Below are 26201 nucleotides of genomic sequence, written 5' to 3'. Positions count from 1 at the left end.
TTAGTCGGATACTCCCATCCGACCATCGGCCTGATAGCCTCGAACGGTCGCGTGGGTCACGGTCGGGGCGTCCACGGCCCCCGATGCCTGCCGTCGCACCTTCCGAACAACGGGAAGGCTGTTGAGAGCAGGCACATTCCAGTCCTGATGCTTCTTGATGCCTTTCACGGCGATATTGACGCTTGCACCACGGTCGCTGTGGTCTTGATGCTCGCAGGACGTGCACTTGAACCGCTTCTTATGACGGTTCGCACGCTCTGTGTGTCCGCATATCGGACACCGTTGGCTCGTGTACGCAGGGTCAATCCACGCAGTCGGGATTCCCTCGAACGACGCCTTGTACGACGTATAGAACTGTAGGGCACGGAACGGGAGGTGGTGCAAGCGTCGGTTCATCCGCGTGCCGTAGTCGATACTGTCGCGCATCTCTTTGAGGTCTTCAAAGACGATGCACGGCCTCTCGAACTGCTGACTCCACTCCACGGTGTGCCGAGACACTTTGTGGAGCCGGTCGCGGACGAACCGTTCTTCACGCCCTTCCAGCGTGTCGTGGATGCTGTCCTTCCCCGCATTCTGCACGCGCTTTCGCATCGTGAAGTAGCGGTGACGCTCGAACTTGATTTCGGGGAAGTCAATAACCAACGTGTCCTCGACGCCATCCTCGGAGAGTGCGGTAAGAGCCACGTTGTCTTCGTTCACGTCCACACCCACGACAATCCGTGAGTCTTCCTTGTCCCGAACGGTTTGTTCGGTGTTGGTGACGTTGACGTGCAACTCGGGAGTATCGTTGTGGAACAGGGCTTCTGCCGTCCCAACCTTCCACTCATCGCTTTCGAGTGCGGTCTTGAGAATATCGAGGTGCGCGTCACTCCCTTCGAGGACGCCCTTGACGTGTTTGTACGGTTTCGCGCTGATTCGGAACGCCACGTCCCCTTCGTCGGTGAGCGTCAGGTTGTACCCCTCCTCGTAGTTCGCACGAAGCGGGTACGTGCCTTCCTTGGTGTGGCTTGGGAGTCCGAAGTCGTCGTACTCGTAGTAGTTCTCCATCGCACCGAGAGCCTTAGCGACGACACGCTGAGTCGTGTTCTTCACGAGGTTGGCGTCGTCGGCCACGCGGTCGGGAATCGTATTCCAGTCCACGCCTTCTTTGGCGAGACGGATGGTTTCGTTGTACACCGAGCGGGCTTCGAGCGTGGCGTCGTACAACAGACCCTCGTTGTCACTCTGAATGTCGAGTTGGAAGTCCAGAGTCTTGACGAGGGGATTAGTAGTCATTTAATTCGAACGTCAATAAGCCACCCAATCTCGTGGGTCGGTGAGGCATATTGGACATGAAATCCAGAATCATACGACTTTTCATGGCACTCTAGGGTGCGTTCAACGTTGACCGTAACGGTGGGGAGGCCATCCCACGGCGGCAGAACTTCTTCTTCACGCCCGTTGTTGATTGCTTGTTCTGCTTCCTCTCGCGTCAATTCCTCGTACTCATCAAGCCACCACTGACGGGACGCATTAATGTCCACAACACAGTATTCTGGTTGTTCATCAACCGGCTCTGTGTACACGATGAAGGGGTCAATCCCCACCCGGTCTAATTCGTCCAGCGAGATTTTTGCAAAACACATGAGCGTCTCCCCTTCGTCTTCGATGCTGGCACGCGATATAGTTGCGTTTAGGGTTGCCTTGGGGAGTATGTCGTGGTGGTACGATGACCCGTCATATTTCGATGTGGGGGCACTCATCGACCCATCGAACCGAAGAACAACGTCCTTTCCCTCGGCCTCACAGAGTATCTGAACGATGGAAGCAGTTCGAGCAGACTCGGTTGTCGTACTACTACTCATCATCTCCTCCGTCGGGTTCTGAGGTTCGGACGACTTTCACGTCAGTCCCACGCCAGCGTTTAGGGACGGTGACGTGGGCACTGTTCCCGAACGGCTTGACCTCACCGTCGAGAACCTCCTCACCGTCGATTTCAAAGCGATTCGCCATACAAGAGTATATACTTTAGATATACTTAACTGTGTTGGTGGATTGGGTTCGATATGGGTGAGAAGCGGTCGAATCACACGGTGTACAACGTCAACTACCATTTCGTGTGGTGTCCGAAGTATCGCCACACGATTCTCGACTCAATCGAGGATTCGCTGGAAGCGATTTTCCGCGACGTATGCGATGAGTACGGCTACGAAATACTGTCATTGCACATTTCTCTCGACCACGTACACCTGTTCCTGTCAGCCCATCCGAAGCACGCACCGAGCGAGATTGTACGGACGGTCAAGAGCATCACGGCACGGGAGATGTGGGAACAGTACGAACCGTTCTTGGAGGAGTACCTATGGGGCGGTGGGTTTTGGGAGGAATCGTACTACGTGGGGACGGCAGGCGATGTTTCAACCGACACGATTGAGCAGGATATCGAGAGAACGGAACACGTTTAGCGGAGCGTACGGCCTTCACCCTCGGGGTCAAGCCCCGAGGCACTCGGCCTGCTCCGCCTGTAGAACCCCGCTCCGATCTTCTTGCCGAGGTCCTCGGTGAACAAATATGCGAACTCGGCGACGGCCGGATCGGTGCGCTCGCCGACCACGATCTTAACCCCTCGTGACCGGTGCGGCCGTCACCCGTCTCTCGGTGCGGGCGTTCGCCGCTCCGGATCGCTCAGCGGGACGGTCAGCGTGGCGACCGTTCCGGTCGGCTCGGTGGACTCGAAGTCGACCGAGCCGCCGATCGTCTCGGTACCCCACTTCACGAGCCACAAGCCGAGTCCGCTCCCGTGTCGGAGCGGGGTCTCGGTGCCCGAATCGAGGATGTCGAGCTCGTACTCGTCGATGCCGGGACCGTTGTCTGTGACCCGCACCACGGCGCGGTCGCCGTCGACCCGCGCCGAGACGGTCACGCGCCGATCCGCCCGGTCGTTGTGCACCGCGGCGTTCTCGATCAGGTTGTTCACCACGACTGCAACACCGTTCGGAACCGTCGCGTCCTCGGCGGGGCGCTCCAAGTCGAAGGTCACGTCGGGAAATGCGTCGCGGGCACCGGCGATGCAGTCGTCGACGAGCGAGTCGAGCGACGACTGGTTCCACTCGCCGACGGCGTCCTCGAACAGGTCGATCGCGTCGCGGCCCTTCTCGCTGAGTTCGACGATCCGCATGGTCCGTCGCTTGATCGTCTCGGCCGTCTCGTCTGCGGTGCGCTCTGCGTACCCCTGTATGATGTTCGCCTCGGTCCGGATGTTGTGTCTGAGCACCCGATTGAGCACTTTCAGCCGCTGTTGTTGCTGGAGGTACCGCGTGACGTTGTGGAGCGTGAACACGTAGCCGAGGGTGTGGTCGCGGCGATCGGTGAGTTCCGTCACGGTCACGTCGTACGACTGCGACGTCGACTCGGTCCCGACGGTCAGGAAGTCCCGACCGCCGTCAGCTTGTATCGGTCCGCTCACGGGGAGCAACTCGGACGCGGCGGAGCCGAGCGCGCGATCCGCGTCAACGTCGAGGATCGCCGCTCCCGTCTGGTTGATCTCGACTATCGTGTCGTGGCCGTCGACGACGATCGCGCCCTCGTGGATATGGTCGAACAGGAACTCCTTGGCGCGCCACGTGGGGGCCGGGTTGGCTCCGAACAACCTGAAGCGCCTGATCGCGCCGAGATACGCGACACCGGAGACCGCGAACGCGATCGGCGTCGGATCGATCCCGGCCGAGGAGAGCGCGCCAGCGTTGTAGAGGATGTTCGTGGACCACGGCGTCACGATCGCGACGAGCAGCGCCGCACTCTGGCCGCGGAACGCGGTCGCGCGGCTCGACACGAGCCCGAGTATCGGGACCACGCCGAGCACACCGAGTAGGTAGGTGTACGCCGCGGTGACGCCGTACCAGAGGCCTCCCTGCTGGACGACGACTGTCCCGTCCGCGGTGACGCCTGTCGCGCGGACGTAGAGGAGCCCGTGGTACTGCTCTGTGACGGCGAGACACACCGTGAGAACGGGGACGACGGACAGCAGCGCGACGTTTCGCCGCGTGATGTACTGGTCTCTCCCGGTGTACTCAAGCGAGAACAGGATCCACGCGACGGGGACCGCCATGACGCCGATCCAGCCGAGTTTCGTCCACGTCAGCGTCCCGTCGACCGACTTGGAAGAGAGACTGAAGATGATACACGTCGCCCACATCGATTGCCCGGCGAGCAGCCACACGAGCGGGGTCGCGCCGGGGCTCGGCCGTTCCCGCCACGCGAGGATCGCGGCACCGCTCCCGATAGCGACCGAGCCGAACAGGAGCGGGACCACGATCGTCGTCGGGGGGAGCACGTGAGGTACGCACGGTATCGGTGTATATGAATCACCCGACGAATGACAGCAAAAAAGCGTATCGGGGTCTCGTGGAGACCCGTTCGGATCGTCGCGACCGCGCTCAGAGCCCCGTCGTGGAGACGAGGAGCAGCGCGAACACCACGAGGTGTTTGGTCTCACCGGCGATGGCGAGCCGCCCGGGCGCGTTCGTCCGGCCGACGAACCACGCGAGGACGAGCGCGTACGCGAGCCCGACGAGGATCGCTCCCGCGAGCGCGACCGTGAGGGGACCGAACGCGAGCGTCAGGCCGACGAACGCCACGAGAAACAGGTCGAGCCCGTACAGAGCGTGTCGCGTCCGGCGGATACCGAAAACGACCGGCAACGTCGAGACGCCGTCAGCGGCGTCGGCCTCCACGTCCCGCACGTTCGGGATCTCCGTGTTGACGAACGTGTCAACGAGGAAGTAGACGAACACGACCCCGGCGAGCGGCGTGACCGCGACCTCGGCGAACGCCAGCGGGAGTCCGACGACCGCGATCGCCCACGCCGAGGCGACCATCGTCGAGTTCACCACGAGGATCCGTTTCAGCCGCTTGAACCGCCGTCCGAGCGTCGGGAACCACTCGGAGGCGTAGAGGATCCAGAACCCACCGGGAAGTAGGGTGATCGCGAGCGCGAGCGGACCGCCCGTGAGCGCGATCGCGATCGCGACGCCGTAGGAACCGGCCGTGAGCAGCGACAACGCCTCGCGGTGGCGCGTCACGAACGCGCTCCGCTCCGGGGTCGCCAGCGCGTCGCTGTCGGCGTCGGCGATCCTGTCACCGGCGTACACCGCGAAGGTGACCAGACCGACGACGACGGGGGCCGGACTCAGCGGCAGCGACAACACGAGATGCACGGTCAACACCTCGATCATCGCGATGAACACGAGGTAGGCGGAACTGTACGTCAGAACGTCTTTGATCCTGGTGCCAGCGCGCGTGATCGACGCGGACACCTCGGCGCGCCGCGAGACGAGATCGTTCGCGTGCGCCGCCGGATCGTTCGTTTTGCTAGCCATGGGTTCGACGGCGACCGATCTCCAGTCGGTCCGGAGGGCCGCCGTATCGATCGTGTCACCGAGAATTCCTCAATGGATGGGTCGAAATCATCGTCCGAGCGTCGAACGAACCCGTCTGCCGACCATTCCGCGGTTCGGTTGTTCCGCGGAAGATGTGTAACGTCTTGCGTCACGCACCGTCGACCGTCGCGGATCGACGACGATCTCGGTGTTGACACCGGTCTCAGTGTTGCGGGCGTCCGATACCGGACGCTCCTCGTCACGGAAGGGCCATCGAGACGTACGCTGACGCATCCCTCGAGATGTAAAACGTCTATTATAATGTGTAGTTCTTTACTACCTCGATAGTTATTGATCGAATATTTCGGTGATTGGACGGAGTTCGAACCGGTGTACCGCTCGGTTCGTCTCCCCGCCAACCCAATCGACCATAGGCCTTTTTGGTAATGTGACTGGAACCACGGATGATGCTTCCAACCGCCGCCGACGCCATCTCACGAGACGGGAAAGCACTCATTCTCGCGTACGACCACGGGCTCGAACACGGCCCGGTCGATTTCGATCCGAACCCTGACACCGCCGACCCGGAGCGGGTGTTTGAGCTGGCGACGCACGACGCGGTCACGGCGATCGCCGTACAGAAGGGGCTTGCAGAGGCGTACTACCCGGACTACGAGGACGCGGCGTCGCTGCTGTTGAAGATGAACGGTACCTCGAACCTCTGGATGGGTGAGCCGAACACGCCGGTCAACTGTTCGCCGGAGTACGCCGCGAGTCTCGGGGCCGACGCCGTCGGATTCACGCTCTACGGCGGCTCGAACAACGAGATCGGCATGGCGGAGGAGTTCCGCGATATCCACGAGGGCGCGCGCGACCACGACATGGGCGTCGTTATGTGGGCGTACCCCCGCGGGCAGGGCGTCCGCAACGAGACCGACGACCGGACGATCGCGTACGCTGCCCGGATCGCTCACGAACTCGGCGCGGACATCGCGAAGGTGAAGTACCCGGGCTCTCCGGACGCGATGAGCGAGACGGTCAGGATGGCTGGGCGAACGGACGTGGTCATGTCCGGTGGCTCGAAGACAAACGACGAGTCGTTCCTCCGCACCGTCGAATCCGCGATGAACGCGGGCGCATCCGGGCTCGCGGTGGGGCGGAACGTGTTCCAGCGCGACGACCCGGTCGCGATACTCGACGCGCTGGAACTCGTCGTCTTCGAGGGGGCGTCAACCGAGGAAGCGCTCGCCGAAACCGACGCGGGAGCGTGACCGATGGGCGAGTCTCGCGACGCCGGGAGCGACGCTGATCCTCCCGATAGCGTCGTCGACGCGGTCTTCGACGCGGTCGCGGCCACCGTCCCCGAGATCCGTGCCGCCCTCCCCGGACGCCGGGTCGAAAGCGGCACCGAAAACGCCTCCGGCGAGAGCGTGATGGCCGGCGACCTGTACGCCGACGAACTGCTCGGCGAGGCGATCACCGCGGTCTCCGGCGTCGGGTCGTTCGTCAGCGAGGAGCGCGAGACCGCCGTCGACGCCGGCGGTGCGGTCGGCGACGGCGGTGACGCGTACGCGGTCGCCATCGACCCCCTCGACGGCTCCTCGAACCTCCGGTCGAACAACGCCATGGGGACCGTCGTCGGGATCTACGACGCCCCGCTCCCCGCGACCGGTCGAGACCTCGTCGCCGCCGGCTACGTGCTTTACGGCCCGATCACGACGATGGTCGTCGCCGACGAGTCGAGCGTGCGCGAGGAAGTGGTCGAATCCGACGACGACGGCACGGGAGTCACTCGCACGATCGTCGACGCCGACCTGACTCTCCCCGCGGAGCCGACCGTCTACGGCTTCGGCGGGCGCGTGCCCGACTGGCCCGACCAGTTCACCGACTACGCCCGCGAGGTCGAATCAGAACTGAAACTGCGGTACGGCGGTGCAATGGTCGGCGACGTGAACCAAGTACTCACCTACGGTGGAGTGTTCGCGTACCCAGCCCTCGTCGATGCCCCGGACGGGAAACTCCGCCTCCAGTTCGAGGCGAACCCGATCGCGTACATCGTCGATCGGGCGGGCGGAGCCGCCTCCGACGGCGACCGCGATATCCTCGATGTCGAGCCCGGCGGGATCCACGACCGCGTTCCGCTGTACGTCGGCAACGAGGCGCTGATCGAGCGGTTGGAAGCGACGCTCGCTGGGTGACGCCGGATCGGCCGGCGACTCGATTTTGCGACGCGTGACTCGTCGGGAGACAGTATATCGGGACCGACTGCGACCGTTTGACGGCGTCGAGCGTGGCCCTACAGCGCCACGGCCCACTCGGGACCGAGGAGGTCGAGGACACTTCCGAACCCGAGCGCCACCGCGATCCCGACCGCCAGCAGCGCGCCGACGTAGGCGGCGGAGCCGACGAGCGACGCGGCGGCGAACCGCGGCGCGGAGACGGACGAGGCGTTCGCGGTGGGGACCGCGAGCCACCCGCGCGTGCCGGGGACCGCGTTCGAGGCCGCCACCGCGGGCAGCCCCCAGCGGTCGAACCAGCGAGTTGTGCCGTCGAGTCGGTCCGCGCCGATCGGGACTATCGCGAGCGAGGTCGGGTCCACGCCGAATCGGCGGACGCCCGTGAAGACGACTGACTGGCCGACCGTCGCGCCGATGACCGCCGCGGCGAACACCGGCAGCACCGCGACCGCCTCGACGCCGACGGCGACGACGGACGCGACGAACAGCGTCCGAGCCGGGAGCACTTTGCCGACGAGCGCGCCTTCAAGCGCGAACACGGCGAATATCGCGACAGCGCCGTAGCTGTCGACGAGGGCGAGCGCGGTCGCGGCGTGAGCGCCGAACACGCATCCCCTCGGTCGCCAACAGGTAAAGCTCTTACACCGTGAGACGCGATCTCAGGTGCCATAGCGTGCTGTAATCAGATCGTTTCACGGTGTGCTCACTCGGATCGTCTGACTTCCACCGATCCGGATCGGCGATGCGTGACGAGGACGGGACCGGTATCGGGACGGAACTACTGCTGGGGATGCATATTTGTTCGCGCCGACCGCAGGTGCCGCCATGATAGACGTCGGCGTCAAAGCGCCTGATTTCGCCGCTCCCGCGGTGACTAAGGGGAGCGAAACCGGAGACGGCAGCGCCGCGCAGCTGGAACTGTTCCGACTCGTCAGAGATCACGAGGCGGTCGTCCTGTGTCTCGCGCCCGCGACGTTCGTCCCGACCTGTACAGCCGAGTTCGTCGCGATCGCGGACGCGGGCTGGACCGGCCGGGACGACCTCGCTGTCGTCGCCGTCACCGGCGACTCGTTGTACGCGGGCTTCGCGTACGCCGACCGGTACGCCCTGCCGTTTCCCGTCGTGTCCGACTTCCACGGCGGAATCGCCGAGTCGTACGGTCTGCTCGCCGACTCGTGGGAGGGACACGCCGACATCCCGCGCCGGGCGAGCGTCGTGATCGACGCCGACTGGACGGTTCGCTTTGCCGAGGCGACGACCGACGCGCTCGACCGCGCCGACCCCGCACCGGTCCAGCGCGCGGCCGCGACGCTCCGTGAGATAGGGATCGACGCCGATCGGCCGCGCGTGAACTACGACGGCGACTGGACCCCCGACCGCTGACGGACAAGCTGTGGCTCCGCCGAGTGCGTCTGGCGGTGGCGCGCCTGCGAGCACCCGCTTCAAAGCGGGTGTGAGCAGACCGCGAGGGAGGTCGGCGGCGGCCGCGATGCAGTGCGGTTCCGCGGCCGCCGCCGACCGAGGCTGGGGAGGTGTGAGGCCGCGGTGCGGGGTGGCGGTCGGTCGCGCTCATCGAGCACCCTCCGGTGCGCTCCACCGCACTACCTGTTCAAAGTACTCGGCGATTTTGCTCACGTCGTTCACACATTGCACCGGCCGAAGACTCCCGTGAGCGAGGCGAGGTGTGAGCGGAGCGAACACCTCGATGCGAGCGGTGTAACCGCGAGCAGCGAACGGGAGTAAGGGCGGTGCACGACAGCAGGAAGTGCACCGGCCGAGATTTGAACTAGGGAAAGACGGTCGGCTCGCTTCGCTCGCCGCTGCGTCTTTCTGAGTTCAAATCACCCGGTGATTTCCCTCACTTCGTTCGAGAAATGCACCGGCCGAGATTTGAACTCGGGTTGCAACCATGGCAAGGTTGCGTGATACCACTACACTACCGGTGCGTGCTCTGCACTCGGTCATAGTCCGAGGCGGAGATATAAGAGTTCCGAACGCCGAACGACGCCCCCGCAGCGACCCCTCGTCGCAAGCGTCATCCTGTTCCCGTTCCACCGGTCGATACGGACTGACGGCCCCGCCATGACGAACCCCGATACCTCACCGCGCGCCGACAGACGCACCGCACTCCGAGCGACCGCCGGCCTCGCGACGCTCTCGCTCGCCGGCTGTCTCGGCGGCGACTCTGACGACCCGAACGCCGACGCATCGGACGAGGACGGGGACGGCGATGACGGTTCCAACGGCGACGCGTCCGACGCCGATTCGCCCGACGACGACGGCGCGGACGTGAGATACGCGGTCGATCGCGTCGCGGAGGGGTTCGAGAACCCGTGGGGGCTCGCGTTCCTTCCCGGCGACGGTCGGCTGCTGGTGACGGAGCGACCCGGTCGACTCTCGCTCCTCGACCCCGCAGACGGGACGACCGATCCCGTCGCGGGGGTGCCCGAGGTGTACGCGCGCGGTCAGGGCGGGCTGCTCGATGTCGCGGTCCATCCGACGTATCCGGACGACCGGAGGGTGTATCTCACGTATGCGGCGGCGGACGATTCGGGCGCGGCGGCGACGCACGTCGGGAGCGGGCGGCTTCGACTCGACGCGGAGTCGACGGCGCTTGACGACTTCGAGACGATCCACGTCGCGGAGCCGTTTCTCGACTCGGATCAGCATTTCGGGTCGCGGGCGACGTTCGGCCCCGACGGTGCGCTGTTCGTCACGGTGGGTGACCGCCGGGACACGGCGTTCGGTCCGGACCACGTCTCACAGGATCGCTCGAACGAACTCGGGTCGACGCTCCGGCTGACGGCCGACGGCGACCCGCATCCGGACAATCCCTTTGTCGACGATCCGGACGCAGCGAACGCGCTCTACAGCTACGGCCACCGGAACCCGCAGGCGATGACCGTCCGTCCCGAAACGGGACGGATCTGGCAGTGCGAGCACGGTGAGCGCGACGGCGACGAGATCAACGCGATCGAACGCGGCGGCAACTACGGGTGGCCGGTCACCAGCGAGGCGTGTCACTACGGGACCGACGAGCGGGTCGCCCCGAGCCACCGCGAGCGCGGAGACGTGGTCGCGCCGGTCCACTACTGGCCGTGCGGCTCGGGCGGATTCCCGCCGAGCGGAGCCGTCTTCTACGACGGGGATGCCTTCCCCGAGTGGCGCGGCAACCTGTTCGCCGGCACGCTCGCCGCGCAGTACCTCGGTCGGTTCACGGTCGAGGGTGAGGGAACGGGCGCGACCGTCACTGAACGCGAGCCACTGCTTTCCGACCGCGACTGGCGCGTGCGAGCGCTCGCGGTCGAGCCGATGTCCGGACACCTCTACGTCGCCGTCGACGACGCGGACGCGCCGATAGTTCGACTCGTTCCGGCCTGAGGTTTAGCCCGCGCATCGCAATTGGTCGGTCAATCGCTGTCCGTGCGACGCGTTCGCTCGATTCGCGAGGCCGAATCGCCGGTCAGGGGCCGTGTGAACGCCACACAGCCCGGAAGTAGGACCGCTACCCTTTTACCACGGCATCCGAAATCGAGGAGTACAGTCTCGCCACGATGCGTACCGAAGACGGACTCACGATCTGCGTTCCGTCTTCGGTCGTCCGGGAAGCCGAAGACGATCGCGAGGCAACTCGCAAACTCGGCTACGTCGCCCGCGCGGCGGCGGTCTTCCGGGCGGATCGACTGGTCGTCTTCCCCGACAGGGAAGGCGAACGGCGACGGGACGGTGAGTACGTTCGAACCGTACTGGGGTACGCTGCGACTCCGCCGGAGCTCCGAAAGGATCTCTGGGGGGAGCGCGACGAACTCCGGTACGCCGGCGTGCTTCCGCCGCTCCGCGTGCCGTGGCGGACCGGCTCGACCCCGAGCGGGGGAGAGTCGAAAACACAGGGACTCGTGACCGAGGTCGGACCTGAAGGCCGCGTCCGGGTCAATTCCCCGCTGCGGGAACACCCAATCTCCCTGCTCGTTCCCTCCGGAATGGAGGTCGAGCGGGGGGAGCGCGTCACCATCAGGGTCTCTTCGAGAGAACCGGTCCGCGCCCGCATCACCGGGAAGCCGGAGGACGGTTTCCAGGTTGTGGACGCGGATCTATCGGAAGCACTCGCCGGCGACGGACTGACCGTCGCGACGTCGCGACACGGAGAAGAACTCTCCGTCTCGCGGCTCGGCGACGTCGTCTCGGACGCACGGACGGCTGGCGGATACACCGTCGCCTTCGGTGCGCCCGAGCGAGGGCTTCCGGAGATGCTCGGGCTTTCGCCCGACGACATTCGGACGGCCGTCGCCGACGGTCGCCCGGTCGAACCCGATCCGGGGTTCGACCTCTGGCTGAACACGATCCCGGCACAAGCGAGCGAGGTCGTCCGGACGGAGGAGGCTCTGTTCGTGACTCTCGGCTCGCTCACACTCACGGAGTAAACACATGCCACAACCAAGCCGACCACGAAAAGGCTCGCTGGGCTACGGCCCGCGGACCCGCGCCAACAGCGAGGTACCGCGTATCCGTTCGTGGCCTGACGACGACGGTGCCCCCGCGCTACAGGGATTTGCCGGCTACAAAGCCGGTATGACGCACGTCGTCATGGTCAACGACGAGGCCAACTCGCCGCGTGAGGGGATGGAAGAGTCCGTCCCCGTCACGGTCGTCGAGACGCCGCCGATGTACGCGGTGGCCCTGCGCGCCTACGAAGAGACGCCGTACGGACAGAAGCCGGTCGAAGAGGTCTGGGCGACCGAGTTCCACGAGGAGCTCGACCGCGCGCTCGACCTCCCGGCGGAGACTACCTTCGAGGAGGACGCCGACGCGCTTCGCGCGCTGCTCGACGACGATGTCGTCGACGACGTTCGCGTCATCACGCACACAGCTCCCTCGGAGCTCGCGAATGTACCCAAGAAGAAGCCCGACGTGATGGAGACCCGCGTCGGCGGCGGATCGCTCGAAGAGCGCGTCGACTTCGGTCTCGACCTCGTCGCGGAAGGCGGTGCCCACGACTTTGGCGACGTCTTCCGCGCCGGCCAGTACACCGACGTGTCGGGCATCACGAAAGGGAAGGGGACGCAGGGTCCCGTCAAGCGATGGGGCGTCCAAAAACGGAAGGGCAAACACGCCCGTCAGGGATGGCGGCGTCGGATCGGGAACCTCGGTCCGTGGAACCCCTCCCGCGTGCGCTCCACCGTTCCACAGCAGGGTCAGACCGGCTACCACCAGCGCACCGAACTCAACAAGCGCCTCATCGACTTCGGCGAGGGCGACGACGCCTCCGTCGACGGCGGCTTCGTCAACTATGGCGAGGTCGACGGCGAGTACGCGCTCATCAAGGGTTCGCTGCCCGGTCCGGATAAGCGCCTGCTGCGCTTCCGCCCGGCCATCCGGCCGAACGACCAGCCGCGCCTCGACCCCGAGGTCCGGTACGTATCCACCGCATCCAACCAGGGATAAATCATGAACGCAACAGTACACGACCTGGACGGCGGGGACGCAGGCAGCATCGAGCTGCCGGCGATCTTCGAGACCGCGTTCCGACCAGACCTCATCGGTCGGGCGGTCACCGCCGCACAGGCCAACCGGAAGCAGGCCTACGGTGCCGACGAGTTCGCCGGGCTGCGAACCCCCGCGGAGTCGTTCGGCTCCGGGCGCGGGCTCGCACACATTCCCCGCTCCGAGAACGTCGCCCGCCGCGTCCCGAACGCCGTGTCGGGACGCGCCGCGCACCCGCCGAAGGCCGAGAAAGACCAGTCGAAGAAACTGAACGACAAGGAGCGACAGCTCGCTATCCGGTCGGCCATCGCGGCCACCACGGACGCTGAGCTGGTCGCCGAACGCGGTCACGCGTTCGACGATAGCCTCGACCTCCCGCTCGTCGTGAGCGACGAGTTCGAGGATCTCAAGAAGACCCAAGAGGCCTTGGGCGTGCTCGAAGCCGTCGGCGTCGACGCCGATATCGAGCGCGCAGAGGAGGGGCGCTCCGTTCGATCCGGCCGCGGGAAGACCCGCGGCCGCAAGTACAGTCAGCCGAAGTCCGTCTTGGTCGTCACGAGTGAGGAGCCGTCTCGCGCCGCCCGCAACCTTTCGGGCGTTGATGTCGCGACCGCGAGCGAGGTCAACGCGGAAGACCTCGCGCCGGGCGCACATCCGGGTCGGCTCACACTGTGGACCGAGACCGCCGTCGAGGAGGTGGCCGAGCGATGAATTCGATCATCGAGCACCCGCTCGTCACCGAGCAGGCGATGAATCAGATGGACTTCAAGAACAAGCTGGTGTTCGTCGTCGACGTCGACGCGACCAAACCGGAGGTCACTGATGAAGTCTCCGAGCGGTACGACGTTCGCGTCGTCGACGTGAACACGCAGGTGACCTCGAAGGGCACGAAGAAGGCCACGGTCACGCTCTCTGAAGACGACGACGCGACGGAGATTGCGTCACGCATCGGGGTGTTCTGAGATGGGACGACGAATTCAAGGACAGCGGCGTGGACGCGGCGGCCCGACGTTCCGGGCCCCTTCCCACCGCTACAAGGCGGAACTGTCGCATAAGAAGCTCGAAGACGTGGACACGATCACCGGCGAAATCGTCGGGATCGAACACGACCCTGCTCGCTCGGCTCCGCTCGCGGAGATCGAGTTCGAGGACGACGACCGTCGGCTCGTGCTCGCGCCGGAAGGCGTGCGCGTGGGCGACACGATACAGGTCGGCGTGAGCGCGGAGATAAAGCCCGGGAACACGCTTCCTCTCGCGGAGATCCCCGAGGGCGTGCCGGTCTGTAACGTCGAGAGCAACCGCGGGGACGGTGGGAAGTTCGCGCGCGCCTCTGGCGTGTCGGCGACGCTTCTCACCCATGACCGCGATGTCGCGGTCGTTCAGCTTCCCAGCGGCGAAGTCAAACGGCTCGACCCCCAGTGCCGCGCCACGGTCGGCGTGGTCGCCGGCGGCGGTCGGACGGAGAAGCCCTTCGTCAAGGCCGGGAACAAGCACCACAAGATGAAAGCGCGCGGGACCAAATACCCGCGCGTCCGCGGCGTCGCGATGAACGCCGTCGACCACCCCTTCGGTGGCGGTGGTCGCCAACACCCCGGCCAGCCGAAGTCGGTCTCGCGGGACGCCCCGCCGGGACGGAAGGTCGGTGACATCGCATCCAAGCGCACCGGACGAGGTAGCAACAAATGAGTTCAGATTACCGCACCGGCCGCGAGGGCAAGGAGTTCGCCTACCGCGGTCACTCGCTCGACGAGCTGCAGGAGATGGACGTAGACGAGGTCGCGGAACTGCTCCCCGCACGCCAGCGGCGAAGTATCGTTCGCGGACTCGGCACCGAACAGCAGAAGCTGATGGAGACGGTCCGGAGCCGCGACAAGGAGACGACGGCGGACGATCCGATCCGGACGCATCTGCGCGACATGCCGATCCTGCCGGAGTTCGTCGGCGTCACTTTCTCCGTGTACAACGGACACAGCTTCGAGCGCGTGCAGGTCGAACCCGAGATGATCGGGCACTACCTCGGTGAGTTCCACCTCACTCGAAGCACCGTCGAACACGGTCAGGCCGGCATCGGCGCGACCCGGTCCTCGAAGTTCGTGCCCCTCAAGTAACCTATGGGAATCAATTACAGCGTCGAGGCCGATCCGGAGACCACCGCCAAGGGGATGCTCCGCGACCGGCCCATCAGCGTGAAGGACAGCAAGGAGATCTCTCGGGAGATCAAAGGCGAGACGGTCGCCGACGCCGAGGAGTTCCTCCAAGAAGTCATCGACGAGGAGACGTCGGTGCCGATGCGCCAGCACAACGCCGGCGCGGGTCACCGCTCCGACATCGACGGCTGGGACGCGGGTCGGTACCCGGAGAAGGCCGCGAAGGACTTCCTCAAACTCTTGGAGAACGTCAAGAACAACGCGGACGAACAGGGATTCGACGGCGACGAGATGGTCATCAAACACGTCGCACCCCACAAGGTCGGCGAACGACCGGGACGAAACCCGCGCGCAGCGGGCGCGACGCAGTGGAACACCACGCTCGCCGACGTCGAACTCATCATCGAGGACCCGGAGGCTGACGACTAATGGCTGACGAACACCAATTCATCGAGGACGGCCTGCGCCGTTCGCAGATCAACGAGTTCTTCGCAGACGAGCTCGGCCGCGCCGGCTACGGCGGCATGGATGTCGCTCAGACGCCGATGGGCACGCAGATCGTCTTGAAGGCGGAGAAGCCCGGCATGGTAATCGGGAAGGGCGGGAAGAACATCCGGAAGATCACCACCGAGTTGGAGGACCGCTTCGACATGGACGACCCGCAGATCGACGTTCAGGAGGTCGACGAGCCCGACCTGAACGCCCAGATCGTCGCGGACCGTCTCGCGAACGCCCTCGAACGCGGCTGGTACTTCCGGAAGGCCGGTCACACGACGATCGACCGGATCATGGACGCCGGCGCGCTGGGCGCTGAGATCGTTCTCAGCGGAAAGGTCACTGGTGCACGCTCGCGCGTCGAGAAGTTCAACCGCGGCTACATCAAACACAACGGCGAGCCCGCAGAGGAGGTCGTCGACCACGGCCAAGGCGTCGCGGTGATGAAGCTCGGGACGATCGGTGTCAACGTGAAGATCATCCCGCCGGGCGCGCAGCTCCCGGACGACTTCGACATCCGAGAGGACGCCGAAGTGCCGGATGTCGAGCAGGCGACCGCCGACGTCGACGACGAGAGCGTCGAGTCGCTGCTCGAAGAAGAGCCCGAGGAGGTCCCCGATGTGGGTGCCGACGAGGATGTCGACGTGCCCGACGAGGATCCAGCAGAGGTCATCGACGAAGAGGTCGTCGAGGAAGTCGTCGAGGAGACGCAAGAGACCGCCACGGAGGCGACAGACGTCGCCGCCGAGGAGCCGGTCGGCGATGCCGACGCCGACGATATCGACGAGCTCGACGAGGAGATCGAATCCGAGGCGGCCGACCTCGTCGCAGAGATGGAAGCGGCCGACGAAGACGAGGAGGACGAATAAATGGCGATCCTCTACACCGAGGAGATTCGCGATATGACCGCGGCGGAGCGACAGGTCGAACTCGAAGAGATCGAGACCGAACTGCTCAACTCCAAGGCGCAGCGGGCTGCCGGCGGGATGCCCGAGAGCCCCGGTCGCGTCAATGAACTGAAGAAGACGATCGCGCGGATCAAGACGATCCAGCAGGAAGAAGGCGACTTCGACGACGAATAACGATGATAGCTCTCGACCAACTCGTTCGACACGAACTCGTCGGCCTCCCGATTCGGGTGGCTGACGCCGACAGCGACGCCCACGTCGGTATCGCCGGTCGCGTGTCGTCCGAGACGTTCGGCACCCTCGTGGTCCGAACGCGGTCGGGGGACAAACGCGTGCCCAAGTCGGGCGCGACGTTCGAGTTCGGCCTCGTCGATCGGCCGACCGTTCGCACAGATGAAGCCGCCGACGACGATCGGTCGTCGGGGTCCACGTCCCAACTCGGGTCGGATACTACGGGGGTCCGCCCCCGTCAGTCTGGCCCGTCCGGGTCCGAAAGCGTCGTCGACGGTGACGGCGCGGGGCCGGCGAGCCAACGAGGCGAGTGCAAAGACGTGGTCTACGCGACGGTGGATGGCGATCGGTTGCGGTATCGACCCGCCGAACGCACCGAACGAGGTGTCACACAATGGCGATAGGAATCGACGTACCCACGCCTCCGGAGCCAGACAACCCGGAGGATTACGACTACGAGAAGTGCCCGTTTTACGGGCAACTCTCCGTCCGCGGCCAGACCCGTGAGGGAACGGTCGTGTCGACGGACATGGAAAAGACCGTCATCGTCGAGCGAGAATACGATGTGTTCGTACCGAAATACGATCGGTACATGAAGCGTCGCTCGCGCATCCCGGCTCACGTGCCGGGCGTGCTCGACTCGCTCGAAGTCGGTGACGAAGTGACGATCGCGGAGACGCGACCGCTCTCGAAGACGAAGTCCCACGTCGTCGTCGAGAACCTGACGGGTGATCTGTGATGGAGGCGCTCAAAGCTGATGTCACACAGGGCCTCTCGAAGGGCTCGCTCATCACGTGTGCCGACAACACCGGCGCACGCGAGCTGAAGGTCATCTCCGTGTCGGGCTACTCCGGCACGAAGAACCGACACCCGAAGGCAGGTATCGGCGACAAGGTGACCGTCTCGGTCACTAAGGGAACCCCGGAGATGCGGCGGCAGGTGCTGGAGGCGGTCGTCGTCCGCCAGCGCAAGCCGATCCGCCGTCCGAGTGGAACCCGCGTGAAGTTCGAGGACAACGCGGCCGTTGTCATCGACGACCTCGAAGAGCCCCGGGGCACGGAGATCAAAGGCCCCGTCGCTCGCGAAGTCGCCGAGCGCTTCGGAAGCATCGCCTCGACCGCGACGATGATCGTCTAATCATGTCGGAACAGCCACGCAAACAGCGAAAACGGTCGGAGACCGCGCCGCTCCACGAGCGGCAAAAGCAGGTTCGGGCCACCCTCACGGACGACCTCCGCGAGGAGTACGGTCAGCGGAACGTCCGCGTCAACGCTGGCGACACCGTCGAGGTGCTTCGCGGCGACGCGGCCGGTACGGAGGCGGAAGTCGTTTCCGTCGACCTGTCCGCAGAACGGATCACCGTCGAGGACGTCACCGTCGAGAAGGCGGACGGGGAGGAGGTTCCCCATCCCATTCCGGCGAGCAACGTCCGGGTGACCGAACTGAACCTGGAAGACGAGCGCCGGGAGGCGCGGCTCCAGGAGGATAACGAATGACGCGACATCAGAAGCGACTGGCAGTACCGAACTCTTGGCCGGTCGAGCGCAAGACCGACACGTTCACCGTCAAGGCCGACGCCGGCCCGCACGGTGAGGCGGGCGTTCCGCTCGTCGTCCTGCTGCGGGACGTGCTCGGATACGTCGACTCGACGAAGGAGGCGCGCTACGCGCTGAACAACGACTCGGTCCTCGTCAACGGGGACGCCATCTCGGACGAGCAGCGTCCGATCGGGATGTTCGACATCTTGGCGTTCCCCGAGCGCGGGGAGTTCTTCCGAGTGTTCCCCGACGAGGGGGGTCGGCTCGCGCTGACACCCGTCGACGAGGAGGCAGCCGGAAGCCGGCTCGGGAAGATAACGAACAAGACGATAGTCCCCGGTGGGGACGCTCAGTTGACGCTCCACGACGGGACGAACGTCCGCGTGGACGCCGACACCGAGTACGACACAAAAGACTCGATCGTCGTCGACAACGAGTCGAAGGAGATCGTCGCCCACTTCGAGTACGAGGAGGGCGCGCTCGTCACCGCCGTCGCCGGCCAACACGCCGGTCGTATCGGCGAGGTCAACGAGATAGATGTGACGCTCGGTTCCGGATCCAACACCGTGACCGTCGGTGACGACACCGACGGCTACGAGACGGTTGAGGAGTATCTCGTCGTCATCGACGAGAACTTCATCGGTGACGATGACGAGACGGGTGATTCGGATGAGTGAATCCGAGAGCGCCGCCCACGAGATGCGCGAGCCGTACCTCGAGAAGGTCGTCGTCCACATGGGCGTCGGGCAGGGCGGTGAACCCCTCGCCGACGCCGAAGATATTATCGAGGAGATCACGGACCAGCAGTCGGTCCGGACGACCTCGAAGCGGACCATCGCCGAGTTCGGCATCCGCAAGGGCGACCCGATCGGCGTCAAGGTGACGCTGCGCGGCGAGGACGCACACGCGTTCCTCGAGACCGCATTGGACATCGTCGATGTCGACGAGAGCCAGTTCGACGACACGGGTAACCTGAGCTTCGGAGTCGAGGACCACACTGACTTCCCGAGCCAGGAGTACAATCCCAACATCGGGATCTACGGGCTCGACGTGACGACGACGATCGTCCGTCCCGGCTACCGCGTCTCCAAGCGCGACAAGGGGACGACGTCGATCCCGGCCAGCCACCGGATGACAGCCGAGGACGCGGCCGCGTTCCTCGAAACGAACTTCGACGTCGAGGTAACGGCATGAGTGAAGCGAACAACGATACGGGCGAGCACGCCGCAAAGCGCACCGACTCCCGGCACACCTGCCGACGGTGCGACCGCGAGCAGGGACTCGTCGGCAAGTACGACATCAACCTCTGCCGGCAGTGCTTCCGCGAGGTCGCCCGAGACATGGGATTCGAGAAGTACAGCTGAACATGACGGGAAACGATCCATTCACCAACGCGCTCGCCGGCATGGACAACGCCGAGAGCGTTGGCCATCTGTCGTACACGGTTGAGCCCGCCTCCAACATCATCGGCTCCGTCCTCGAGGTCCTCTACGACCGCGGGTACGTCGACGGCTTCGAGTACGTCGACGACGGGAAAGCCGGGAAGTTCGAGGTCGAACTGAAAGGCGCGATCAACGAGTGTGGCGCAGTCAAGCCCCGCTACTCCGCGGGTGCAGACGAATTCGAGAAGTGGGAGAAGCGATACCTCCCCGCCCGTGACTACGGGACGCTCATCGTCACGACGAGCCACGGCGTCATGAGCCACTACGAGGCCCGCGAAGCGGGTATCGGCGGCCAAGTGATCGCATACGTCTACTAACAATGAATAGAGTCGAAATCGAAATTCCGGACGACGTCTCCGCCGAGACCGACCATCTCGAACTCACCGTCGAGGGACCGAACGGGAGCGTCACGCGACGCCTCTGGTACCCCGACGTCGACGTGTCAGTCGAGGACGGGTCGGTGGTCATCACCGCCGAGAACGAGGACGCGAAGACCAACGCCACGGTCGGCACCTTCGAGAGCCACGTCGCCAACATGATCCACGGCGTCACCGACGGATGGGAGTACACGATGGAAGTGTACTACGCCCACTTCCCGATGCAGGTGACCGTGGAGGGCGACGAGGTCGTCATCGAGAACTTCCTCGGCGAACGTGCACAGCGACGCACGCCGATCCGCGGAGACACAGAGGTACAGATCGACGGCGAGACGGTCTCGCTTACGGGCTCTGACAAGGAGGCCGTCGGGCAGACCGCCGCCGACATCGAACAGCTGACGAAGGTGACCGACAAGGACACGCGCGTCTTCCAAGACGGCGTGTACATCGTCGAAAAGCCCACCGGAGGAGCCTAACGCATGGCAGACGAACTGGAAGACATCAGCGGTGTCGGTCCCTCGAAGGCGGACGCGCTTCGTGAGGCCGGCTACGAGACGGTCGAGGACGTGAAGGCCGCCTCTCAGTCCGAACTCTCCGAGGTCGACGGCGTTGGAAACGCGCTCGCAGCGCGTATCAAAGCCGACGTCGGCGGGCTGGAGGTCGACGAGGAGGCGGACGCGGAGATCGAAGACGAGACCGAGGCGGAGGCAGCCGAGGAGGCCGACTCCGACGAGACGGTCGAGACGGAGCTTCGCCCCCGTGGCCACGCCGACAAGACGCCGGAACTGGACGACGAGACCGCTCGCGCGCTCGCACAGAAGCACCGCGAGGGGAAACCGCAGTTCAACCGGCAGGACTACCACAAGAAAAAGCGGATCCCGACATCGTGGCGCAAGCCGCGAGGCGGGCTCTCCAAGCAGCGCCGCCGCATGAAAGCGAAGGGCCCCGTCGTCGAGGCTGGGTTCCGCTCGCCGAAAGCGTCGCGCGACCTGCACCCCAGCGGCTTCGAGGAGGTTCGTGTGCACAACACGGACGATCTCGAGGGTGTCGACGGCGACACGCAGGCGGTGCGGATCGCCTCGAAGGTCGGCGGACGCAAGCGCGAACTGATCGAAGACGAGGCGGAAGAGCGCGGCATTCGCGTGCTCAACCCGACCTACGTCGAGGTGGAGGTCGGCGATGAGTGACCTGAAAGCGCAGAAACGACTCGCAGCGGACGAGCTCGATGTCGGCAAGGGCCGCGTCTGGCTCGACCCCGACGCACAAGAGGAGATCGAAGACGCGATCACCCGCGAGGACATCCGTGATCTGATAGATCAGGGGACGATCCGCGCGAAGGACGCGAAGACGAACTCCCGCGGTCGGGCCCGCGAGCGCGCCGAGAAGCGCTCGTACGGTCACAAGTCCGGTGCCGGCACCCGGAAGGGGAAAGCCGGCGCGCGACAGAACACGAAAGACGACTGGAAGGCGCGGATCCGCGCACAGCGCGCGCGTCTGAAGGAACTCCGCGACGACGAAGACGTGCTTGACGCCAGCGAATACCGCACGCTGTACAACAAAGCGAGCGGTGGCGACTTCGAGGACGTCGCTCGTCTCGAGGCGTACATCGAGACGCAGTACGGTTACGAGGTGACGAACTAATGGCGACAGGACCACGATACAAGGTGCCGATGCGCCGCCGCCGCGAGGTCCGGACAGATTACCATCAGAGGTTGCGCCTGCTGAAATCGGGCAAGCCTCGCCTGGTCGCCCGGGTGAGCAACGCTCACGTCAGGGCGCAGCTGATCACTCCCGGACCCGACGGCGACGAGACCCACGCGGCCGCCTCCAGCGAGGACCTCGCGGAGTACGGCTGGGACGCCCCCACGGGCAACCTTCCCAGCGCGTACCTCACGGGCTATCTCGCGGGCGCTCGCGCCGTCGACGCCGGCCTCGATGAGGCCGTGCTCGACATCGGACTCAACACGGCGACGCCCGGCAACAAGACGTTCGCAGTACAGGAAGGAGCGATCGACGCCGGCCTCGAGATCCCGCACAACGACAGCGTGCTGGCCGACTGGTCGCGCACGCGTGGCGAGCACATCGCCGCGTACGCCGAGCAGCTCGACGAGTCGCTGTATTCGGGGGAGTTCGACGCGGCCGACCTACCCGAGCACTTCGACGACGTGCTCGCGACAATCCAGGAGGACCATGAGTAGACACAACGACGGCTGGGAACCGCGGACGCGGCTCGGCCGCAAGGTACAGAACGGCGATATCTCGTCGATGGAACAGGCGCTCGACTCCGGACTCCCGATGAAGGAGGCCGAAATCGTCGACCAGCTCCTGCCGGGACTCGAAGACGAAGTGCTGGACATCAACATGGTCCAGCGGATGACCGACTCCGGCCGGCGCGTGAAGTTCCGCTGCGTGGTCGCCGTGGGCAACCGCGACGGCTACCTCGGCTACGCGCAGGCCCGGGACGACCAGGTCGGCGGCGCGATCCAGAAGGCGATCGACGTCGCGAAGCTGAACATCATCAGCGTCGATCGCGGCTCCGGTTCTTGGGAGGACCAGCCCGGCGGCACCAACTCCCTCACCCGCAAGGCAGAGGGGAAAGCCGGCTCCGTCACCGTCGAGATCAAGCCCGCCCCACAGGGGCTTGGGCTGGCGGCCGCGGAGACGGTTCGGAACATCTTGGAGCTCGCCGGCGTCGAAGACGCGTGGACGAACTCCGACGGCAACACGCGCACGACCGTGAACCTCGCGAAGGCGACGTTCAACGCCTTAGAGAACGCGGCGCAGTCTCGCACACCCCAGCACGCGCGTGAAGTCCACTACGAGGAGGGTGGTCGGTGATGCAAGCGATCGTGCAACTCCGCGGCGACGTGAATCTCGAATACGGCGTCGAGGACACGCTCGACATGCTGAATATCGGGCGCGTCAACCACGCGACGTTCGTTCCCGAGACCGACTCGTATCATGGTATGATAACGAAGGTGAACGACGTGGTCGCCTTCGGTGAGCCGAGCGTCGACGCGGTCGCGCGGACTATCGCGCACCGCGGCGAGCCCCTCGAAGGCTCCGCCGACATCGACGACGAGTGGATCGACGATAACACCGACTACGCCGACCTCGAAGCGCTGGCGGCGGCGCTCGTCGACGAGGAGACGTCTCTGCGAGACCAGGGACTCTCGCCGACGCTGCGGCTCCACGCGCCACGGGGCGGCCACGAGGGAATCAAACACCCGGTGATCGAGGGCGGCGAACTCGGTCGCCACACCACAGAGGAGATCGATTCCCTCTTGGAGGCCATGCGATGACGGACAAGAACCGCAGACAGCGCGGGTCTCGGACCCACGGCGGCGGAACGCACAAGAACCGGCGCGGTGCCGGTCACCGCGGCGGCCGCGGTGCGGCCGGCCGCGCGAAACACGAGTACCACAACTACGGCCCGCTCGGCAAACACGGGTTCAAGCGGCCTGAGGACTCCCAGACGGAGGTCCTCGAAGTCAAGGTTCAGAAGCTCGACGAGGACGCGGCGCTGTACGCCGCGGACGATCTCGCCGAGGAGGACGGCGATGCGTACGTCATCGACGCGCGCGACGTCGTCGACGACGGCTACGACGCCGACGTGGTGAAGGTGCTCGGCGGCGGACAGGTCCGCCGCGAGCTTCGCGTCACGGCCGACGCGTTCACCGCCGGTGCGGTCGAACTCATCGAGGAAGCGGGCGGCGAGGCGACGCTCTCAGAGCGCGCCGAAGAAGCCGCTGACGAATCAGAAAACACTTCAGACGACGAGGCCGACGAGGCGTAATCATGAGCTGGAAGGAGGCCGCCGAACCGGTGCTCTCGCGGATGCCCGTAGTGGAGCGACCGGCGGGTCACGTCCCGTTCAAGCGGAAGCTCACGTGGACGGCCGGTGTCCTGATCGTGTACTTCTTCCTGACCAACATCAACCCGTTCGGGTTGGCCGTCGGTCAGGGGTCTGACTTCTTCGGGCAGTTCCGGTCGGTGCTTGCCGGCTCGTCCGGCTCGCTGCTACAGGTCGGTATCGGTCCGATCGTCACGGCGTCCATTGTCTTGCAGCTCTTGGGCGGGGCAAACCTGCTCGGGCTCGATACGGACGACCCGCGCGACCAAGTGTTGTATCAGGGCCTCCAGAAGCTACTGGTGATCATCGTCTCGGCGCTCACTGCTGCGCCGATGGTGTTCACGGGTGAGTTCCTCCCCGCGGACCCGGCGGTCGGACAGTCACTCGGCGTCGGCACGTTCGGCGTCGAGGTGCTGATCTTCGCGCAGATCTTCGCCGGCGGCGTCCTCATCCTGTTCATGGACGAGATCGTGAGCAAGTGGGGCGTCGGTTCTGGCGTCGGGCTGTTCATCATCGCCTCGGTCAGTCAGCAGATCGTCGGTGGCTTCTTCAGCTTCTCGGCGCTTGGCGCGAACGGCTTCTTCGCCAGCTGGTACGGGCTCATCTTCGGTGACAATCCGAGCACGTTATCGCCGTTCACCGGTGAGGGTCTGCAGAATCTGCTCTTCGAGCCGGGCAACATCCTCGCGCTGTTCACGACGCTTTTCATCTTCGGAATCGTCGTGTACGCCGAGTCGGTCCGGGTCGAGATTCCGCTGTCACACGCTCGTGTGAAGGGTGCGCGGGGACGCTTCCCGGTGAAACTCATCTACGCGTCTGTCCTACCGATGATCCTCGTTCGCGCGTTGCAGGCGAACATTCAGTTCCTCGGACAGATCCTCTCCTCGCAGTGGGCGGGGATGCCAGCGTGGCTTGGACAGTACAGCCAGCAGGGCCAGCCTATCTCCGGGTTGTTCTACTACCTGAACCCCATTCAAACGCGGGAGCAGTGGATGTGGTTCCTCGGCGAAATTCCGGCGAGCGTTGAGCCGTGGATGATCGGCGTTCGGCTAGCGATCGACCTGACGTTCATGGTCATCGGCGGCGCTATCTTCGCGATCTTCTGGGTGGAAACGACCGGGATGGGCCCGGAAGCGACCGCACAGCAGATTCAAGGATCCGGGATGCAGATCCCCGGTTTCCGTCGGAACCCGCAGGTCGTCGAGAAGGTCATGGAGCGGTACATTCCGCAGGTGACCGTCATCGGCGGCGCGCTGGTCGGGTTCCTCGCCGTCATGGCGAACCTGCTCGGCACTATCGGAGGCGTTTCCGGAACCGGACTGCTGCTTGCGGTCTCTATCACGTACAAGTTGTACGAAGAGATCGCCGAAGAGCAGTTGATGGAGATGCATCCGATGATGCGCCAGATGTTCGGCAACGAGTGACACAGACGCCGACGCTTGCGGTGTCGGCACTGTAGCTCGCTCATTTTCATTTCTCACTCGCGGAACCGACCAGCGGCCGCGCAGTCGGCCACTGATCGGAACGGGTGTCGTCCGACGGAAGTGATGAACACTTCTGGTAACGCCGACCGCGATCCGATCTGCGGTTCGGATCCGGTGTCGCGACTGTGCCGCAACTCACGCACACTCAGTTTTAGGCCGGCCAAAAATCGTAACAGTTTTGTTTGTTTAGGTTGGCCTAAAACGTATGGACGACGTTCCGACGGACCACGGAATCCCGGGCCCCTCGACGTTGTCCGTCTCTCGAGCGGACTCCGGCGGGATTGCACTCTCAGCGGCTGCGAGGATCGACCCGTTCATCTGGGCTGCAAACTCGGTGCCGATCCGGAGATAACCGACAGATCGCCCGTATCACACCACCACGATGTCCCGACCCACACTCGTCGATATCCGCGACCGGATCCGCGAACTGGCGAGCGAGAGCGGCGAGTTCGCACTCGTCTGTGCGCGGTACGGCGATCGACCGGTTCCCGCGGCCGAGCTACGTTTCGACAGCCGCGCCGTGGCGCGGGCCGCCGCGCGCGAGACGGAGCGGTACCGCGCCACTCTCCGCCGGTATGATCCGCAGTTGCCGTACTACGACGTGATCGTCTGTCAGGAGTCGACCGACGTGACGACCGCCTCTCGGGTGTC

The 26201-nt window shown here is 64.9% G+C and carries 38 protein-coding genes, 1 tRNA gene and 1 pseudogene; 32 read left to right on the top strand and 8 right to left on the bottom strand.

Annotated elements, in window-relative coordinates:
* The 3 genes from NO887_RS05660 to NO887_RS05650 are packed head-to-tail and all read right to left on the bottom strand — an operon-like array spanning position 1 to position 1992.
* Positions 1-1275: an RNA-guided endonuclease InsQ/TnpB family protein gene (locus NO887_RS05660; protein WP_256417485.1), complete on the bottom strand. Its 1275-nt coding sequence runs from the start codon at positions 1273-1275 to the stop codon at positions 1-3.
* On the bottom strand, positions 1272-1844 hold the full coding sequence (locus NO887_RS05655; RefSeq protein ID WP_256417484.1) for a hypothetical protein: 573 nt from the start codon (positions 1842-1844) through the stop codon (positions 1272-1274). The genes NO887_RS05660 and NO887_RS05655 overlap by 4 nt, the downstream gene beginning before the upstream one ends.
* Positions 1837-1992 carry a DUF2080 family transposase-associated protein gene (locus tag NO887_RS05650; protein WP_256417483.1) on the bottom strand — a complete coding sequence of 52 codons (156 nt, stop codon included), beginning with the start codon at positions 1990-1992 and terminating at the stop codon, positions 1837-1839. The genes NO887_RS05655 and NO887_RS05650 overlap by 8 nt, the downstream gene beginning before the upstream one ends.
* Before the next feature lie 53 nt (positions 1993-2045).
* Between NO887_RS05650 and tnpA the strand changes: the two genes are divergently transcribed.
* On the top strand, positions 2046-2444 hold the full coding sequence (gene tnpA / locus NO887_RS05645; protein ID WP_256417482.1) for an IS200/IS605 family transposase: 399 nt from the start codon (positions 2046-2048) through the stop codon (positions 2442-2444).
* Here tnpA and NO887_RS05640 read toward each other — a convergent pair.
* From NO887_RS05640 to NO887_RS05630, 3 genes are all read right to left on the bottom strand, one after another.
* Positions 2441-2593: a hypothetical protein gene (locus tag NO887_RS05640; RefSeq protein WP_256417481.1), complete on the bottom strand. Its 153-nt coding sequence runs from the start codon at positions 2591-2593 to the stop codon at positions 2441-2443. The two genes, tnpA and NO887_RS05640, sit on opposite strands and share 4 nt — an antisense overlap.
* A gap of 30 nt (positions 2594-2623) precedes the next feature.
* Positions 2624-4312 (bottom strand): histidine kinase N-terminal 7TM domain-containing protein, encoded by a 1689-nt coding sequence (locus NO887_RS05635; RefSeq protein ID WP_256417480.1) that lies wholly within the window; start codon positions 4310-4312, stop codon positions 2624-2626.
* A 103-nt stretch (positions 4313-4415) separates the two neighbouring features.
* Positions 4416-5357 carry a UbiA family prenyltransferase gene (locus tag NO887_RS05630; RefSeq protein ID WP_256417479.1) on the bottom strand — a complete coding sequence of 314 codons (942 nt, stop codon included), beginning with the start codon at positions 5355-5357 and terminating at the stop codon, positions 4416-4418.
* A gap of 467 nt (positions 5358-5824) precedes the next feature.
* On the opposite strand from NO887_RS05630, the gene NO887_RS05625 reads away from it, so the two are divergent.
* Positions 5825-6628: a class I fructose-bisphosphate aldolase gene (locus NO887_RS05625; RefSeq protein ID WP_256417577.1), complete on the top strand. Its 804-nt coding sequence runs from the start codon at positions 5825-5827 to the stop codon at positions 6626-6628.
* Between the two features lie 3 nt (positions 6629-6631).
* Positions 6632-7555 carry a class 1 fructose-bisphosphatase gene (locus tag NO887_RS05620; protein ID WP_256417478.1) on the top strand — a complete coding sequence of 308 codons (924 nt, stop codon included), beginning with the start codon at positions 6632-6634 and terminating at the stop codon, positions 7553-7555.
* Between the two features lie 98 nt (positions 7556-7653).
* On the opposite strand, the gene NO887_RS05615 is transcribed toward NO887_RS05620, so the two are convergent.
* Positions 7654-8202, bottom strand: coding sequence for a DedA family protein (locus NO887_RS05615; RefSeq protein ID WP_256417477.1), 549 nt, complete (start codon positions 8200-8202; stop codon positions 7654-7656).
* A 217-nt stretch (positions 8203-8419) separates the two neighbouring features.
* Between NO887_RS05615 and NO887_RS05610 the strand changes: the two genes are divergently transcribed.
* Positions 8420-8977: a redoxin domain-containing protein gene (locus NO887_RS05610; RefSeq protein ID WP_256417476.1), complete on the top strand. Its 558-nt coding sequence runs from the start codon at positions 8420-8422 to the stop codon at positions 8975-8977.
* A 492-nt stretch (positions 8978-9469) separates the two neighbouring features.
* Here NO887_RS05610 and NO887_RS05605 read toward each other — a convergent pair.
* Positions 9470-9540: transfer RNA gene (locus NO887_RS05605), tRNA-Gly, on the bottom strand.
* A 136-nt stretch (positions 9541-9676) separates the two neighbouring features.
* On the opposite strand from NO887_RS05605, the gene NO887_RS05600 reads away from it, so the two are divergent.
* The 28 genes and pseudogenes from NO887_RS05600 to NO887_RS05465 all read left to right on the top strand — a co-directional run.
* Positions 9677-10975 carry a PQQ-dependent sugar dehydrogenase gene (locus NO887_RS05600; RefSeq protein ID WP_256417475.1) on the top strand — a complete coding sequence of 433 codons (1299 nt, stop codon included), beginning with the start codon at positions 9677-9679 and terminating at the stop codon, positions 10973-10975.
* A gap of 173 nt (positions 10976-11148) precedes the next feature.
* Positions 11149-12015, top strand: a complete 867-nt coding sequence (locus tag NO887_RS05595) for an RNA methyltransferase (protein ID WP_256417474.1) — start codon at positions 11149-11151, stop codon at positions 12013-12015.
* 4 nt (positions 12016-12019) lie between these two features.
* Positions 12020-13036, top strand: a complete 1017-nt coding sequence (locus NO887_RS05590) for a 50S ribosomal protein L3 (protein ID WP_256417473.1) — start codon at positions 12020-12022, stop codon at positions 13034-13036.
* Positions 13037-13039: 3 nt separating this feature from the next.
* Positions 13040-13786, top strand: coding sequence for a 50S ribosomal protein L4 (gene rpl4p, locus NO887_RS05585; RefSeq protein WP_256417472.1), 747 nt, complete (start codon positions 13040-13042; stop codon positions 13784-13786).
* The gene (locus tag NO887_RS05580) at positions 13783-14037 is read left to right on the top strand and encodes a 50S ribosomal protein L23 (protein ID WP_256417471.1); all 255 of its coding nucleotides are present in this window, start codon (positions 13783-13785) and stop codon (positions 14035-14037) included. The genes rpl4p and NO887_RS05580 overlap by 4 nt, the downstream gene beginning before the upstream one ends.
* Position 14038: 1 nt before the next feature.
* Complete coding sequence (locus NO887_RS05575; protein WP_256417470.1) at positions 14039-14761, top strand: 50S ribosomal protein L2; 723 nt, start codon at positions 14039-14041, stop codon at positions 14759-14761.
* Positions 14758-15183, top strand: coding sequence for a 30S ribosomal protein S19 (locus tag NO887_RS05570; RefSeq protein WP_256417469.1), 426 nt, complete (start codon positions 14758-14760; stop codon positions 15181-15183). The genes NO887_RS05575 and NO887_RS05570 overlap by 4 nt, the downstream gene beginning before the upstream one ends.
* Positions 15184-15186: 3 nt before the next feature.
* Positions 15187-15651, top strand: coding sequence for a 50S ribosomal protein L22 (locus tag NO887_RS05565; RefSeq protein ID WP_256417468.1), 465 nt, complete (start codon positions 15187-15189; stop codon positions 15649-15651).
* Positions 15651-16586, top strand: coding sequence for a 30S ribosomal protein S3 (locus NO887_RS05560; protein ID WP_256417467.1), 936 nt, complete (start codon positions 15651-15653; stop codon positions 16584-16586). The genes NO887_RS05565 and NO887_RS05560 overlap by 1 nt, the downstream gene beginning before the upstream one ends.
* A complete protein-coding gene (gene rpmC, locus NO887_RS05555) occupies positions 16587-16799 on the top strand; it encodes a 50S ribosomal protein L29 (RefSeq protein ID WP_256417466.1) in 213 nt (70 codons plus the stop codon). It abuts the gene before it with no gap.
* Between the two features lie 2 nt (positions 16800-16801).
* Positions 16802-17260, top strand: coding sequence for a ribonuclease P protein component 1 (locus tag NO887_RS05550; protein ID WP_256417465.1), 459 nt, complete (start codon positions 16802-16804; stop codon positions 17258-17260).
* On the top strand, positions 17251-17595 hold the full coding sequence (locus NO887_RS05545; protein WP_256417464.1) for a 30S ribosomal protein S17: 345 nt from the start codon (positions 17251-17253) through the stop codon (positions 17593-17595). Before NO887_RS05550 ends, NO887_RS05545 begins: the two co-directional genes overlap by 10 nt.
* Entirely contained in the window at positions 17595-17993 is a 399-nt protein-coding gene (locus tag NO887_RS05540; protein WP_256417463.1) for a 50S ribosomal protein L14, read from the top strand. Before NO887_RS05545 ends, NO887_RS05540 begins: the two co-directional genes overlap by 1 nt.
* A 2-nt stretch (positions 17994-17995) precedes the next feature.
* Complete coding sequence (gene rplX / locus NO887_RS05535) at positions 17996-18352, top strand: 50S ribosomal protein L24 (RefSeq protein WP_256417462.1); 357 nt, start codon at positions 17996-17998, stop codon at positions 18350-18352.
* Positions 18349-19071, top strand: a complete 723-nt coding sequence (locus NO887_RS05530) for a 30S ribosomal protein S4e (RefSeq protein ID WP_256417461.1) — start codon at positions 18349-18351, stop codon at positions 19069-19071. Before rplX ends, NO887_RS05530 begins: the two co-directional genes overlap by 4 nt.
* A complete protein-coding gene (locus NO887_RS05525; protein WP_256417460.1) occupies positions 19064-19588 on the top strand; it encodes a 50S ribosomal protein L5 in 525 nt (174 codons plus the stop codon). The genes NO887_RS05530 and NO887_RS05525 overlap by 8 nt, the downstream gene beginning before the upstream one ends.
* Entirely contained in the window at positions 19585-19758 is a 174-nt protein-coding gene (locus NO887_RS05520; RefSeq protein WP_004597423.1) for a 30S ribosomal protein S14, read from the top strand. Before NO887_RS05525 ends, NO887_RS05520 begins: the two co-directional genes overlap by 4 nt.
* Positions 19759-19760: 2 nt before the next feature.
* Entirely contained in the window at positions 19761-20153 is a 393-nt protein-coding gene (locus NO887_RS05515; protein WP_004597419.1) for a 30S ribosomal protein S8, read from the top strand.
* Positions 20154-20155: 2 nt separating this feature from the next.
* Positions 20156-20689 carry a 50S ribosomal protein L6 gene (locus NO887_RS05510; RefSeq protein ID WP_256417459.1) on the top strand — a complete coding sequence of 178 codons (534 nt, stop codon included), beginning with the start codon at positions 20156-20158 and terminating at the stop codon, positions 20687-20689.
* A 3-nt stretch (positions 20690-20692) separates the two neighbouring features.
* The gene (locus tag NO887_RS05505; RefSeq protein WP_256417458.1) at positions 20693-21400 is read left to right on the top strand and encodes a 50S ribosomal protein L32e; all 708 of its coding nucleotides are present in this window, start codon (positions 20693-20695) and stop codon (positions 21398-21400) included.
* Positions 21393-21854, top strand: coding sequence for a 50S ribosomal protein L19e (locus tag NO887_RS05500; protein WP_256417457.1), 462 nt, complete (start codon positions 21393-21395; stop codon positions 21852-21854). Before NO887_RS05505 ends, NO887_RS05500 begins: the two co-directional genes overlap by 8 nt.
* Positions 21854-22411, top strand: a complete 558-nt coding sequence (locus tag NO887_RS05495) for a 50S ribosomal protein L18 (RefSeq protein ID WP_256417456.1) — start codon at positions 21854-21856, stop codon at positions 22409-22411. The genes NO887_RS05500 and NO887_RS05495 overlap by 1 nt, the downstream gene beginning before the upstream one ends.
* Positions 22404-23051: a 30S ribosomal protein S5 gene (locus NO887_RS05490; protein ID WP_256417455.1), complete on the top strand. Its 648-nt coding sequence runs from the start codon at positions 22404-22406 to the stop codon at positions 23049-23051. Before NO887_RS05495 ends, NO887_RS05490 begins: the two co-directional genes overlap by 8 nt.
* Entirely contained in the window at positions 23051-23515 is a 465-nt protein-coding gene (locus NO887_RS05485; RefSeq protein WP_256417454.1) for a 50S ribosomal protein L30, read from the top strand. Before NO887_RS05490 ends, NO887_RS05485 begins: the two co-directional genes overlap by 1 nt.
* Entirely contained in the window at positions 23512-24009 is a 498-nt protein-coding gene (locus NO887_RS05480) for an uL15m family ribosomal protein (RefSeq protein ID WP_256417453.1), read from the top strand. Before NO887_RS05485 ends, NO887_RS05480 begins: the two co-directional genes overlap by 4 nt.
* Positions 24010-24011: 2 nt before the next feature.
* Positions 24012-25490: a preprotein translocase subunit SecY gene (secY, locus tag NO887_RS05475; RefSeq protein ID WP_256417452.1), complete on the top strand. Its 1479-nt coding sequence runs from the start codon at positions 24012-24014 to the stop codon at positions 25488-25490.
* A gap of 265 nt (positions 25491-25755) precedes the next feature.
* A complete protein-coding gene (locus tag NO887_RS05470; RefSeq protein WP_256417451.1) occupies positions 25756-25902 on the top strand; it encodes a hypothetical protein in 147 nt (48 codons plus the stop codon).
* A gap of 30 nt (positions 25903-25932) precedes the next feature.
* A pseudogene (locus tag NO887_RS05465) lies at positions 25933-26193 on the top strand (DUF7552 domain-containing protein); the annotation flags it as partial.
* Between the last annotated feature and the right edge of the window lie 8 nt (positions 26194-26201).

Source organism: Halorubrum laminariae (genome assembly GCF_024494655.1).
Taxonomy (GTDB): domain Archaea; phylum Halobacteriota; class Halobacteria; order Halobacteriales; family Haloferacaceae; genus Halorubrum; species Halorubrum laminariae.
Note: the sequence above shows the minus strand (reverse complement) of the source record. Positions and strands in the feature narration are given on the sequence as shown.